The sequence below is a fragment of the Acidisoma sp. 7E03 genome (genome assembly GCF_054665075.1).
Map to the genome: position 1 here is coordinate 248,922 of NZ_BAAFHE010000007.1, position 12,890 is coordinate 261,811.

General features: G+C 66.8%; 13 protein-coding genes and 1 tRNA gene. 5 read left to right on the plus strand and 9 right to left on the minus strand.

Annotated elements, in window-relative coordinates:
• Window positions 1-90: 90 nt before the first annotated feature.
• From bluB to ACYQ6W_RS13205, 4 genes are all read right to left on the minus strand, one after another.
• Window positions 91-747 carry a 5,6-dimethylbenzimidazole synthase gene (bluB, locus tag ACYQ6W_RS13190; protein ID WP_459675841.1) on the minus strand — a complete coding sequence of 219 codons (657 nt, stop codon included), beginning with the start codon at window positions 745-747 and terminating at the stop codon, window positions 91-93.
• Between the two features lie 72 nt (window positions 748-819).
• The gene (locus ACYQ6W_RS13195) at window positions 820-2,064 is read right to left on the minus strand and encodes a D-arabinono-1,4-lactone oxidase (protein ID WP_459675843.1); all 1,245 of its coding nucleotides are present in this window, start codon (window positions 2,062-2,064) and stop codon (window positions 820-822) included.
• A gap of 14 nt (window positions 2,065-2,078) precedes the next feature.
• Window positions 2,079-2,849 carry an SDR family NAD(P)-dependent oxidoreductase gene (locus ACYQ6W_RS13200; RefSeq protein WP_459675844.1) on the minus strand — a complete coding sequence of 257 codons (771 nt, stop codon included), beginning with the start codon at window positions 2,847-2,849 and terminating at the stop codon, window positions 2,079-2,081.
• Window positions 2,850-2,860: 11 nt separating this feature from the next.
• Complete coding sequence (locus tag ACYQ6W_RS13205) at window positions 2,861-4,408, minus strand: amino acid permease (protein ID WP_459675845.1); 1,548 nt, start codon at window positions 4,406-4,408, stop codon at window positions 2,861-2,863.
• Window positions 4,409-4,557: 149 nt separating this feature from the next.
• Between ACYQ6W_RS13205 and ACYQ6W_RS13210 the strand changes: the two genes are divergently transcribed.
• On the plus strand, window positions 4,558-5,424 hold the full coding sequence (locus ACYQ6W_RS13210; protein WP_459675846.1) for a helix-turn-helix transcriptional regulator: 867 nt from the start codon (window positions 4,558-4,560) through the stop codon (window positions 5,422-5,424).
• Here ACYQ6W_RS13210 and ACYQ6W_RS13215 read toward each other — a convergent pair.
• Window positions 5,402-6,337, minus strand: coding sequence for an NAD-dependent epimerase/dehydratase family protein (locus ACYQ6W_RS13215; protein WP_459675848.1), 936 nt, complete (start codon window positions 6,335-6,337; stop codon window positions 5,402-5,404). The two genes, ACYQ6W_RS13210 and ACYQ6W_RS13215, sit on opposite strands and share 23 nt — an antisense overlap.
• Before the next feature lie 91 nt (window positions 6,338-6,428).
• On the opposite strand from ACYQ6W_RS13215, the gene ACYQ6W_RS13220 reads away from it, so the two are divergent.
• Window positions 6,429-7,307 (plus strand): LysR family transcriptional regulator, encoded by an 879-nt coding sequence (locus ACYQ6W_RS13220; protein WP_459675850.1) that lies wholly within the window; start codon window positions 6,429-6,431, stop codon window positions 7,305-7,307.
• On the opposite strand, the gene otnI is transcribed toward ACYQ6W_RS13220, so the two are convergent.
• The 4 genes from otnI to ACYQ6W_RS13240 all read right to left on the minus strand — a co-directional run bounded on the left by otnI (window position 7,286) and on the right by ACYQ6W_RS13240 (window position 9,074).
• Window positions 7,286-8,068 carry a 2-oxo-tetronate isomerase gene (gene otnI / locus ACYQ6W_RS13225; RefSeq protein ID WP_459675851.1) on the minus strand — a complete coding sequence of 261 codons (783 nt, stop codon included), beginning with the start codon at window positions 8,066-8,068 and terminating at the stop codon, window positions 7,286-7,288. The two genes, ACYQ6W_RS13220 and otnI, sit on opposite strands and share 22 nt — an antisense overlap.
• A 91-nt stretch (window positions 8,069-8,159) precedes the next feature.
• A complete protein-coding gene (nusG, locus tag ACYQ6W_RS13230; RefSeq protein WP_459675853.1) occupies window positions 8,160-8,690 on the minus strand; it encodes a transcription termination/antitermination protein NusG in 531 nt (176 codons plus the stop codon).
• A 12-nt stretch (window positions 8,691-8,702) separates the two neighbouring features.
• Window positions 8,703-8,897, minus strand: coding sequence for a preprotein translocase subunit SecE (secE, locus tag ACYQ6W_RS13235; RefSeq protein ID WP_459675854.1), 195 nt, complete (start codon window positions 8,895-8,897; stop codon window positions 8,703-8,705).
• 100 nt (window positions 8,898-8,997) lie between these two features.
• A tRNA-Trp gene (locus ACYQ6W_RS13240) sits at window positions 8,998-9,074 on the minus strand.
• A 226-nt stretch (window positions 9,075-9,300) separates the two neighbouring features.
• Between ACYQ6W_RS13240 and ACYQ6W_RS13245 the strand changes: the two genes are divergently transcribed.
• The 3 genes from ACYQ6W_RS13245 (at window position 9,301) to ACYQ6W_RS13255 (ending at window position 12,863) form a co-directional block, all read left to right on the plus strand.
• Complete coding sequence (locus tag ACYQ6W_RS13245; protein WP_459675857.1) at window positions 9,301-10,893, plus strand: Do family serine endopeptidase; 1,593 nt, start codon at window positions 9,301-9,303, stop codon at window positions 10,891-10,893.
• A gap of 159 nt (window positions 10,894-11,052) precedes the next feature.
• On the plus strand, window positions 11,053-12,084 hold the full coding sequence (locus tag ACYQ6W_RS13250; protein ID WP_459675859.1) for an NAD(P)-dependent alcohol dehydrogenase: 1,032 nt from the start codon (window positions 11,053-11,055) through the stop codon (window positions 12,082-12,084).
• Between the two features lie 11 nt (window positions 12,085-12,095).
• Window positions 12,096-12,863 carry an SDR family NAD(P)-dependent oxidoreductase gene (locus ACYQ6W_RS13255; protein ID WP_459675861.1) on the plus strand — a complete coding sequence of 256 codons (768 nt, stop codon included), beginning with the start codon at window positions 12,096-12,098 and terminating at the stop codon, window positions 12,861-12,863.
• Window positions 12,864-12,890 lie beyond the last annotated feature (27 nt).

Below are 12,890 nucleotides of genomic sequence, written 5' to 3' on the forward strand. Positions count from 1 at the left end.
TATGCGGAACTGACTGAGCGGCGGATTTTCGCGCGACGGAACCAGGAAACTAAATATTCTTTATATACAACGTTACCGCGTCGTGGTGCGCTAACGTGCGAGACGTACCGAATTCTTATGTCGCCGCCGTTCCCAGCCAGCGCGCTCGAGTTCCGGCGTCTCATGCGTTTCGGCGGGATAGCCGAGGCAGAAATACCCGATGAAGGTCCAGTGCTGCGGCACGTCCAACACCGTGGCGATGTCGCGCGGGTCCAGGATGGAAACCCAGCCGAGTCCGAGACCTTCGGCCCGCGCTGCGAGCCACAGCGTGTAGACCGCCATGACGGCGGAATAGGCCGTCGTCTCCGGCATGGTCCTTCGGCCGAGGCCGCGACCCTGCTCCGGCTCCGGCTCGGAGAAGACGGCGAAGTGGCAGGGCGCCTGATCCAGCCCTGCGAGCTTCAACCGGGCATAGGCGGCGGCCTGCGCATCTGCCTGAGAGGCCAGAGCTTCGGCATTGCTGCGCGCGAAATTGGCGCGGATCGCGGCCCTTCGCGCCGCATCCGCCACCGTCACGAAGCGCCACGGCTCGGAGAGGCCGACCGACGGGGCGAGGCAGGCGGTGTCCAGCAGACGATCGAGCAGCGCCGGGTCCACGGGATCGGCGCGGAAATGCCGCACGTCCCGCCGCCAGCGGAAGAGCGCCTGCAGCTGCTCGCGGAACCGGGAATCGAAATCGGGACAGGGGGAGGGAGGATCGCCGGCCATCTCGTCAGCTCGCTGCCAGAGAGGCGGAGAAAGCACGGGGCGGCGGCGCCTGTCACGCGCGCCGCCGTTGGGTCAGCCGAGCAGGGCGGCCAGGTGGTCGTTCAGGAAGCGGCCCTCGGGGTCCAGGCTGCGACGCAGCGCGCGGAAATCCCCCGCCCGCGGATAGAGGTCCGTCACGTCGTCCCGATCGAGGAAATGCATCTTCCCCCAATGCGGGCGCGACCGGAAGCCACGCAGGATCTGGTCGGTGTCGCGCAGGAAGGCCCAGTAGTCGATTCCGGGGCCGCCGGAGACGGAGAGGGTGATGCTGTCCTGCCGGTAGAAGGGGCTGATCCAGCCGTCATCCCCGGCCGTGAAGCGGTATTCGATGGGATAGATGCAATTGGTGTGCTTGGTCAGCATCAGCTCCCGCACCGCGCGGACGGCCGCCTTGCCGTGCTCCAGCGGCACGGCATATTCGAGCTCCACGAAGTTCGGCACGTATTCGATGGGATAGACGTCTGAACTATAGGCGATCGTCTCGAACGCGCTTTTCATCGGCGGCGCGTCGGTGATGTCCATCACCTTCATCTCGCAGACGTCGGCGGTCTTGGTGGTGGTGGTCAGCGGGGCTGCCGTGGTATCGGCCAGGCAATACAGGTGCCGGCTTTCCGGCACCGGGCACCAGAAGAAGCCGAAATGGCGGTGCTGCGCGGCCAACTCGTCATGCCGCTCCATGCAGGTCTCGAAATCGTCGCGCCACAGCCGCTCGTGCAGATTGTAGGCCGGCATGACCTTCAGCGTCATCGCGGAGATGACGCCGAGGCTGCCGACCGAGACGCGCGCGGCGTTCAGCAGCTCTGTCTCGTCTTCGCGGATCTCCAGCACCTCGCCATCGGCTTTGACGATGCGAAAGCCGGTGATGGCGGAGGCGAGATTGCCCAGAGTGATGCCGGTGCCGTGCGTTCCGGTGGTGAGCGCCCCGGCCACGGCCTGGCTATCGATGTCGCCCTGGTTGATCAGCGACAGGCCCTCGGCCTTCAGGGTCCGGCCGATCTCGTTGATGCGCGTGCCGCCCGCCACCGTGATACGGTTCCGGGCGGGATCGACCTCGAGCACGCCGCGCAGATTCTCGAGCGAGAGCAGCAGCCCATTCGTGCCGACCACCGGCGTGAAGGAATGGCCCGAGCCCGAGACGCGCAGCTTGAGGTCGCGCTTGTGCGCCTCGCGCACGAAATCCTGCAGCGCCGCTTCGGTCGCCGGTGCGCCCTTATGCGCCGGCACGCAATACTGGTTGCCCACCCAGTTGCGCCAAAGCCCGCCTTTTTCCAGTTCCATGAGGCCGGTTCTCCTCAGACGGCGGTGAAGCAGTTGTCGACGAAGAGATGCGTGCCGTTGATGAAACTCGCATCCTCACTCGCCAGGAAGAGTGCGGCGCGGGCGACCTCGATGGGTTCGCACATGCGGCCCTGCTGGGCGGCAAGTGCGGCTTCCGAGACGTCGATGCCATAGCGCGTGAGTGCGTCCACCTCGCGCATCCCGTGGGCGGTGCGGATGAAGCCCGGGCAGACGGCATTGCAGCGGATGCCGCGGTCGCGGAACTCCACCGCGATGGCGCGGGAGAACATGTGCACCGCGCCCTTGGTCAGGCCGTAGAGCACTTCCATCGGTGTCGCGGCGACGGCGGAGATGGAGGAGGTGTTGACGATGGCGCCACCGCCCGCGGCGAGCATGCCGGGCAGCACCACCTGCGTCATGAGGAACATGGAGCGGACGTTCACATCCATCAGCCAGTCGTACTCCTCCATCGTCGTTTCCAGGAAGGGTTTCACGACGATGGAGCCCGCATGGTTGAAGAGGACGGTGGGCGCGCCGAAGCCCGCGGTGGCGGCGGCGACTGCCGCCTCCACCTCAGGCTTCTGCGAGACGTCCGCTCGGGCGAAGAGCGCCTCGTGCCCGGCAGCGCGCAGTTCCGCGGCCAACGCTTCTCCCGCTTCGGCCTGCCGGTCGACGATGGTGACGCGCGCGCCCTCGGCCGCGAAGAGGCGTGCAGCTTCCGCCCCGCATCCTCCCGCGCCGCCCGAAATGAGGGCGCTGCGCCCTGCAAGCTTGCCCTGACCCATGACGCGCCTCCTCAGTCCCCAGTCTCGCCGATAGCGGCTTCGGCCGCGGCGATTTCGGCCCGGCGGCGGGCAATTTCCTCGCCGATCGGCGGCCCCTTGAAGCGGCGGCGCTCCAGGCCGAACCAGACCACGGCCGTCAGCACCAGGAAGGCGAGGGTGATCCACAGGGCGTTCTGGTTGGGCGGCTGCACGCCGATGAAGAAGATCAGCACCATGCTGACGATGGAGAGCACGGCGAAGAGCCGGTACCAGTGGCCGATGTCCCAGGGGCCCATCTCGCGCCACTTCGTGCCGTAGCCGATCAGCCCGAGGGTGATGGGCACGGTGAAGCAGAGGAAGAGGAAGATGACGGTGACGGAAACGATGGTGGTGTAGAGAGAGGTATAGGCGGTGAAGGCGACGGCGAGGACGGAGGCCGTCCAGATGGCGGCGACCGGCGTGCGGAATTTGGGGCTGACGCGCTTGAGGAAGGTGGAGCCGGGCAGCCCGCCATCGCGCGAGAAGGCGAAGATCATGCGCGAGGCGGAGGTGACGGTGGCCAGGCCGCAGAGGAACTGGGCCGCGAGGATGACGAGGTAGAGCAGGATCTTGATCGGCGCTGGGATGACCTGATCCATCATCCAGAAGAAGACGTTCCAGCCCTGCGCCGCCGCCTTGTTCATGTCGGGGATGGCGATGACGATGGCGATGAGGAAGAGCCAGCCGATCAGCGCCGACCAGATAACGGCGCCCACCATGGCGCGCGGCACGCTGTGGGCGGCACGCTTGGTTTCTTCGGCGGTATGGGCGGAAGCGTCATAGCCGGTGATGGTGTAGATCGGCAGCAAGAGGCCGAGGAGAAACAGCATCGGCGTCTCGCCCTTCGGCCAGACCCCACCACCGGCATCACCGCTGTAATTGTGGAAGGTCCAGAGGCGCGAGACGTCCCAATGCGGCGCGAAGGCGAAGCAGGCGACGGCGAGCGCGATGGAGCCGAAGAGGATGAGATAGCCGCTGAAATCCGTGAGCAGGCTGGTGAGCCGGATGCCGCGGTGGTTGATGATGGCCTGGGCCGCGGTGATCAGGATCACGAAGATCAGCTGCTGTGTATAGGTGCCGGACAGGTGCAGCAGCGGGCCGAAGGCGCCGAGGAAGAAGCCCCAGGTGCCGACGTTGATGGCGCCGAGCACGGTGACGAGGCCGATCAGGTTCAGCCAGGCGGTGAGCCAGCCCGAGCCTCGGTTTCCGAGGATCGACCCCCAGTGATAGAGGCCGCCGGCCGTGGGGTAGGCGGAGGCGATCTGCGCCATGGCGACCGCGAAGACGCCGGAGATGAGGCAGCCGAGCGGCCAGCCGATGCCGATGGAGGCGCCGCCGACGCCGCTGATGCCCTGGGCCAGCGAATTGATGCCGCCGGAGAGGATGCAGATGATGGAGAAGCTGATCGCGAAGTTGGAGAAGCGGCTCATCCGCCGTTCGAGTTCCTGCGCATAGCCCATGCCGTGCAGGATCTTGACGTCGTGGTGCTTATCCTCGTCGGTGTAATGCGCGTCGCCTACGGGTGGCCGCGTCGAAGACATGAAGATTCTCCTGCATCCGCCATTTGAAGAACGAGAACAAATGCTGGCGGCGCGCCGCGGAGCCGAGCAATATCCCTAAAGGGATAGACTCCGTTGCCGGTGCAGAACTTGCATCGTTCCTGACTTCGACAACGATCCGAGGAGGGAGGATGGGCTACGAAGGTGCGATGCAGCACGGTCAGGCGGCCGGCATCGAGGCGGCCGGGATGATGGCGCAACTCGCCACCTGGCCGCAGCACACGGCCGAGATCATGGCCGGCATCGGCGGGCAGGACTTGCCGCGGGCGCTGGACCGTAGCTTGGCGCAGCTCGTTTCCTTCGACATGACGGTGATCTTCGCCTATCCGGACGGCGCACGGCCCCTCTATCTGCATGACGGCTTCTACGGCCATGTGCCGGGCCAGGCGCTCGGCCGCTACCTGTCCGGGGCCTATCTGCTCGATCCCTTCTACACTGCCTGCATCCGGCGGGTTCGGCCCGGGCTCTATCGCATGCGGGAACTGGCGCCCGATGCCTTCTTCGTAGGCGAATACGTCAATTCACCCGAGGTCCATCCCTGCATTTCGCTGGAGAGCGGGTCGCTCGCCGAGGAGATCGGCGTCATGGTGCCGCTCGCCGCCGGCTTCATGGCCTCCTATTCCTTGATGCGAAGCCATGGCCGGCCGCCTTTCAGCGAGGCCGAGATGCGGCTGCTGCGCCACGTCGAACCTGTGGTGCGGCAGGCCATTCAGCTGCACTGGAAGGATCTGCGGGCGAGCGGCAGTCCAAACGCCGAGGCGGGCCGCGCAGCCGAGATGGAACGTGCTTTCGAAAGCTTCGCCCCCGAACTGCTCTCCCGTCAGGAGCAGCGCGTGGTGCAGATGATCCTGCGGGGCCATTCCAGCCTGTCGATCGCCGCGAGCCTCGGCATCGCCGAGGGAACGGTGAAAAATCATCGCAAGAGCATTTACGCCAAGCTGGAGATTTCGAGCCAGCAGGAGCTTTTTACGCGTTTCATCCGGCATCTGTTCGGATGAGGCAGCGCCCGACCGCGACGTCGAGCGGCGTCTGCGGTTCGCCGCCGAGCAGCGCGACGAGCTTGCGGTTGTCGAGCAGGATCTCCTCCCGCCAGAGATAGCGCATCTCAATGAGCTCGCGCAGGAAGGTCACGAAGGGGGCCGCCGCATAGACGAGCGGCCAGGGAAAGGTGCGAACGGACCGCTTGCCACCTGCGGCACGCGCCACGGCCTCTGCCATGCCGCGGCCGGCGAGGACATGCCCTGCGAAATGGAAGGTTTCGGCCTGGCCGAGATCCGCCTCGCGGTCCGCCAGCTGGGCGATGGCCTCGGCCAGGTCGGGCAGATAGGCCCAGGCATGGCGGACGCCGGGGCGCTCCGGCGTGCGGATGACGCGGGCGGGCTTGCCCCCCGGAGCCATCACCCCCGCGAGCCAGGAACTCGGTGCCTGAGGGCCGAAATAATCGCCTGCGCGGAGCACGAGGAAGCGGAGGCCGTGCGGAACCTCCGCCTGCATCATCGCTTCCATCTCGACGCGGATTTTGCCTTTGCGCGTTCGCGGGTGCTGCGGCGCGCCCTCGGTGGTCCGCGGCCAGGCGTCCGGACCATAAACATAGACGGAGCCGGGGTAGATCAGGCGCGCGCCACTCGCCTTCGCGGCTGCGATGGCATTGGTCAGCATGGGAATGGCGAGGCCGCGCCAGTTGCGGTAGCCGGGTGGATTGGCACCGTGGAAGATCACCTGCACGCCCGCCGCCGCCCGGATGACATCCTCCGCCCGCATGGCGTCACCGGTGATCCAGGTGATGGGCCCGCCGCTCTCCATCCTGCGGCGGGTGAGGGCCCGCACCTGCCAGCCATCGCGCAGCAGCGCTTCCGCCACCGCGCTGCCGACGCCGCCCGTGGCGCCGGTGATCAAAGCCGTTTTCGTCATCGATCATCTCCGTGTTTCGGTGACGGGAGGATGGGCGGCCGGCAGTCCAAGGAAAATTGCCGAAACTCATCTAGTCGCTATAGAAATATCTATGGCCAATCCTGATTGGACGCTGTGGCGCTCCTTCTTGGCAGTGCTGCGCCACGGCAGCCTGTCGGGGGCGGCGCGCGACCTTGGCCTAACCCAGCCGACGCTCGGGCGGCACGTCGCCCTGCTAGAAGAGGCGCTGGGCGCCGTGCTCTTCACCCGCTCCAATGACGGACTGCGGCCGACGGTGCTCGCCCTCTCCCTGAAACCCCAGGCCGAAAGCATGGCGGATTCAGCGGATCTTCTCAGCCGCATCGCCTCGGGCGAAGCGGAGGCTGCGGCCGGCCTCATCCGGCTGACGACGAGCGAGTTCATGGGCACTGCGGTGCTGCCGCCGCTGCTGGCCCAATTCCGCGCTCGCCACCCGGCGATCGACATCGATCTCGTCATGAGCGACCGCAATCTCGACCTGCTGCGGGGGGAGGTGGATCTCGCGGTGCGCAACGTGGCGCCGGTGCAGGAGGCGCTACGCGTGCGCCGCATCGGGGCGGCGCCCGTCCGCCTCTACGCGCACAGGGACTATGCGGCGCGGCATGGCCTGCCCCAGACCCTCGCCGAGTTGCAGGACCATGCGCTGATCGGGCGGCCCGAATACGGGGAGCGGGTTCCGGCTCTGGCCGGGCTGCGGCTGCGCTTCGGCTTCACGTCACCCAGCGACGTGGCACTTCTGAGCGCCCTGCGCGCCGGCCTCGGGATCGGCGCCTGCCAGCAGGGCGTGGCCGAGGCCGACCCGGCGCTGCTCGCGGTTCTGTCGGAGCTGACGGTGGCCGAGGTGCCGGTGTGGATCGCGATGCACGAAGACCGCCGCCGGCTCCGCCGCCTGCGGCTTCTCTTCGATGATCTGGCGGACGGGCTCGGCCGCTATCTCGCTGGTGCGCGGTAGGGCTGGAACCAGCCGAGCCCCGCGAGCGTCCCGGCGCGAGGGCGGTATTCGCAGCCGATGAAGCCCTGGTAGCCCAACCGGTCCAGCTCCTCCGTCACCACCCCGAAGGCGAGTTCGCTCGCGTCGGGCTCGTGCCGCTCGGGCACGCCGGCGATCTGCACGTGGCCGATGATCGGCATCATCTCCCGCAGGCCCATCACTACGTCGCCATGCATGATCTGGCGGTGATAGAGGTCGAACTGCAGGGCGAGGTTGGGCAGGGCGAGGTCGCGAATCAGGGCAGCGGCATAGCCGAAGTCGTTGAGGAAGTAGCCTGGCATGTCGCGGCCGTTGATGGGTTCCAGCACCAGGGTGATGCCGGCGCGGTGCAGCCGTTCGGCGGTGCGGAGGACGGCCGCGCGATAGGCGGCCTGAGCCGCGGGGTCGGTCCGGTCGGCGATTCCTGCCATGAGATGGAGCGTGCGGCAGCCGGTGGCCGCGGCATAGGGCAAGGCGGTCTCGACCGCGGCCGCGAGTTCTTCGGCGCGCGCAGGAAAGGCCGCCATGCCGCGTTCACCCGCGGCCCAATCGCCCGGCGGCAGGTTGAACAGCGCCTGGGTCAAGCCGGCACGCGTCAGTGCCTGGCCCACCGCCTCCGGCGCATGCTCATAGGGAAAGAGGTATTCGACGGCCGTGAAGCCGGCATCCGCCGCGGCGGCGAAGCGGTCCAGGAAGGACCACTCCGTGAACATCATGCTGAGATTGGCGGCGAAGCGGGGCATTGCAGGGCCTCTCTATTCTGGACGCGCCGCGGAGTTTCCGAGGCACCCAGCAGAAAAGCCGGAAAGCGGGGGGCCGCCAAGCCCCGCCGTCTCAGACCTTCTCGACCTGGCTGTATTCGAGGTCGACCGGGGTGGAGCGTCCAAAGATGGAGACGGAGACCTTCACGCGGCCCTTCTCCTCGTCCACCTCTTCCACCGTGCCGTTGAAGCTGGTGAAGGGGCCGTCGGCCACGCGGACCTGCTCGCCCACTTCGTAGACCACGGAGGGACGCGGTCTTTCCACGCCTTCCTGGGTCTGCTTCATGATGCGCTCGGCTTCCGACTCGGTGATCGGGCTCGGCTTGTTGCGGCTACCCAGGAAGCCGGTGACCTTCGGCGTGTCCTTGACCAGATGCCAAGCCTCGTCCGTCAGCTCCATCTTCACCAGCACATAACCGGGGAAGAACTTCCGCTCGGAATTGACCTTCTGCCCGCGCCGCACTTCGACCACCTCTTCCGAGGGGACGAGGATTTCGTCGAAATGATCGGCAAGACCCTTCTGCGCCGCCTGTTCGCGAATCTGCTGGGCGATCTTCTTCTCGAAGCCAGAATAGACGTGAACGACGTACCAACGCTTAGCCATGACCAGCCCTCCTCAGGAGCCGCTGCTGAACAGGGTGCGCACACCGAGGCCAATGAGCTGGTCGGCGGCGAAGAAGAAGAAGGACGCAATGACAGCCATACCGATCACCATCGCCGTGGTGATCAGCGTCTCCTTGCGGGAGGGCCAGGTTACCTTCGACGCCTCGCTCCGCACGTCACGGAGGAAGCCCAGGGGATCGAAGCTCACGGCCACACTGCCTGCCGGGAAATCGTCTTCAACGCGCACCTATTCCTGAAACAGCGGCGCCGGCCGGAGGGTCAACGTCCGGCCGGTGCAAAATACCGACTGGCAGGGGTGGAGGGTCTCGAACCCCCAACCTCCGGTTTTGGAGACCGGCGCTCTAGCCAATTGAGCTACACCCCTGCAGGCTCGGCGAGAGACGCTACACACATTTTGCGGCCCGCCCTGTCAAGTCCCCGCCTGCATACCGCTGGTGAACGGCACGGTGACGAAATGTCCACGTGACGGTGTGTTCACGATCTCGCATGCAGACGGAACGGCGGCAGCGCCTATCTAGCGGGCATCAGGACGGCAACGGCCGCCGTCCCAGTGGCCCGCACGCGTTTGGAACATAGGAGTTACCCATATGATGACCCGTCGTTTTCGCCTGAGGTCGGCCCTCGCCGTGACCCTTCTGGCGGGCAGCGCCCTCGGCGGCTATGCCCTGACCTCGCCGAGCTTCGCCGATGCGACGGCGGCGGCCGGCGCGGTGAGCGGGGACGTGAGCCGGCTGCCCCCGGGCGTGACGGCGCAGGTGCTGCCCGACTTCACGGAACTCGCGGCTCGGGTGAAGCCCGCGGTCGTCACCATCCTCGCCGATCTCAACCCGAGCCAGGCGGCCTCCGACAGTCCGGACCAGGGTGACCAGGGCGATCAGGGTCCCGGTGACCAGAGCCAGGGTGGTTCCGGCCCGAACGGCATGCCCTTCCCGTTGCCCTTCCCCTTCAACATGATGCCCGGTGCCCCCGGCATGCAGATGGCACCCATGCATCCGCAGATGATCGAGGCGGCGGGTTCGGGCTTCATCATCAATGCCAATGGCACGATCGTCACCAACAACCACGTGGTGCAGGGTGCCAAGACCATCACCGTCACGCTGTCCGATGGCACGCGCCTGCCGGCCAAGCTGATCGGGCGTGACCCCTCCACCGACATCGCCGTGCTCAAGGTCGATGCCAAGCATCCGCTGCCCTATCTCGACCTCGGCAACTCTTCCAAGGTCCAGACCGGCCAGTGGGTGGTGGCCATGGGCAATCCCTTCGGCCTTGGCGGCACGGTGACCGCGGGCATCGTCTCGGCAGAAGGCCGTGACATCGGCGACGGCCCCTATGACAGCTTCCTGCAGATCGACGCCCCCATCAACAAGGGCAACTCCGGCGGTCCGCTCTTCGACCAGCAGGGTGAGGTGATCGGTATGAACACCGCCATCCTCTCGCCCTCCGGCGGCAGCATCGGCATCGGCTTCGCCATCCCGGCCGATACCATCAAGCCGGTCGTCGCCCAGATCCTCAAGGACGGTCACGTGACGCGCGGCTTCCTGGGCGTCGAAGCGCAGACGATCGACCAGGGCATGGCCCAGGCGCTGCACCTGCCGGGCAACGGCCAGGGCGCGCTGAACGGGGCGCTGATCGCCCAGGTGGAGCCGAAGAGCCCGGCCGATAAAGCCGGCCTGCAGCCGGGTGACGTCATCACCCAGGTCAACGGCACGGTGATCCACACGCCGCGCGATCTGGCCGTGACGATCGCCGCCATCGCCCCGGGCGACAAGGCGAATCTCGACATTGTGCGGAATGGCAAGACCCAGACCGTGGATGTCCAGATCGCGCAGCTGAAGAGCAAGATCGCGAGCAAGGCCGGCTCCTCCGACAGCACGAGCCAGGGTGGTGTGGGTCTCGCTCTCGCGCCGTTGACGCCCAATCTGCGCGGTCAGCTCGGCGTGCCGGACGGGACGGATGGCGCGGTGGTCGCGCAGGTGCGGCCCAATTCCCCGGCCGATCAGGCGGGCATCCAGCAGGGTGACGTGGTGCTGGGCGTGAACAGCGCGGCCGTGGGCTCCCCCAACCAAGCGGCGAGCGCTATCCGCAGCGCCCTGCATGACGGCGGCGGCGCCGTGGCCCTTCGCATCCTGCGCCAGGGCCAGCCCATCTTCGTCGCGATCACGCCGGACAAATCCGCCGGCTGATCTCCGACCGATCGTCGCGCTGCGCAAAAGAGCCCGGTCAGGACTTTCGTCCTGGCCGGGTTCATTTTTGCGCAAAGACGTGCTCAGAGTCATAATCAGTGGGGAAAGAGCGGCCGGCGAAGGCTGTCGGGGACCGCAGCGCCTCTTGGGAGAAACGATATGAGAGCCGTGGTTATGGAAGAGGTGCGCCGCCTGGCGCTCCGTGAGATCGACGTGCCGACCAAGACCGGCCCAGGCGATGTGAAGATCGCCATGAAGGCCGTCGGCATCTGCGGCAGCGATCTGCATTTCTACTTGCATGGCCATATCGGCCCCTTCTGGGTGAAGGAACCGATGATCCTCGGCCACGAAGGTTCGGGCGAGGTCATCGAGGTCGGCGAAGGCGTCACCAATCTGAAGGTCGGCGACCGCGTGGCGATGGAGCCGGGCATTCCGGACTGGTCCTCGCGGGCCTCGCAGCTCGGCCTCTACAATCTCGATCCTGCCGTGCGCTTCTGGGCGACCCCGCCGGTGCATGGCTGCCTGGTGCCCGAGATCGTCCACCCCGCCAATCTCACCTTCAAGCTGCCCGAGGGAGTGAGCTTCCAGGAAGGCGCCTTCGTGGAGCCGCTGGCGGTTGGCATGCAGGCCGTGTCCAAGGCGCATATCCTGCCCGGCCAGGTGGCCGTGGTGCTGGGGGCCGGCACGATCGGCATGATGGTGGCGCTCTCTGCCCTCGCCGCCGGCGTCTCCAAGGTCATCATCACCGACGTTCAGAAGGAGAAGCTGGCGATCGCCGGCTCCTACGAGAACATCATTCCGGTGAACGTCGCCGAAGAGAAGGCGGTGGAGCGGGTGAAGGCGCTGACCGACGGCTGGGGCGCCAACGTCGTTTTCGAGGCCTCCGGCAGCCCGCATGCCTTCAAGGGCATGTTCGACCTTCTCTGCCCGGGTGGCTGCGTGGTGCTGGTCGGCATGCCGCCGGCCGAAGTGGCGCTCGACGTGGTGGCGGCGCAGATCAAGGAAGCCCGCATCGAAACGGTCTTCCGCTATGCCAACCTCTACCCGAACACCATCGCACTGCTGGCTTCGGGCAAGGTCGACGTGAAGCCGCTCATTTCGCGCACCTTCCCCTTCGAGCAGTCGATCGAGGCCTTCGAATTCGCGGCGCAGGGCTCGCCCGACGTCGTGAAGACGCAGATCGTCTTCTGAGGGGGCGCGCCATGAGTGTCGCCGAACGGTTTTCCCTCGCGGGTAAGAAGGCGCTGATCACCGGCGCCTCCAAGGGCATCGGCACCGAGCTGTGCGCCATCCTGGCGGAGGCCGGGGCCGATATCGTCGCGGTCGCGCGGGATGCCGCGGGGCTGGCCGAGGTGAAGGCGGCGGTGGAAGCCCGCGGCCGCCGCTGCCTCGTCATCCCTGCCGACCTTGCGAGCCCGACGGAACCCGAGCGGGCGGCGCGTGAGGCGCTTGCCGCCTGGGGGACGATCGACATCCTGGTGAACAATGCCGGCATCAGCGTCCCCAAGTCGCTCGTCGATCAGACGGTCGAGGAATGGGATCTGATCCAGGCGGTCAACCTGCGTGCACCCTGGCTGATTGCCCGTACGCTGGTGCCGGCGATGATCGCCCAGAAGGCGGGCAAGATCGTCAATGTCAGCAGCCAGACGAGCAGCGTGGCCCTGATCGAGCACGGCGCCTATGCCGCCTCGAAGAACGGGCTCAATGGCTTGACGAAGGTGATGACGGCGGAATGGGCGGCGCACAACATCCAGTGCAACACCGTCTGCCCGACGGTGACGATGACGCCGATGGGCCAGCAGGTTTGGGGTGATCCGGCGAAGCTCGGCCCCATGGTCGCCAAGATCCCGGCGGGGCGCGTGGCGGAGACGCATGAGGTCTGCGAGGTGATCCTGTTCCTCTGCGCTCCGGCCTCCGACATGATCACCGGCCAGGATCTCTTCGTCGACGGTGGCTATACGGCGCTGTGAGCCTGTCCTCGTCGTGCCCCGCCGGGG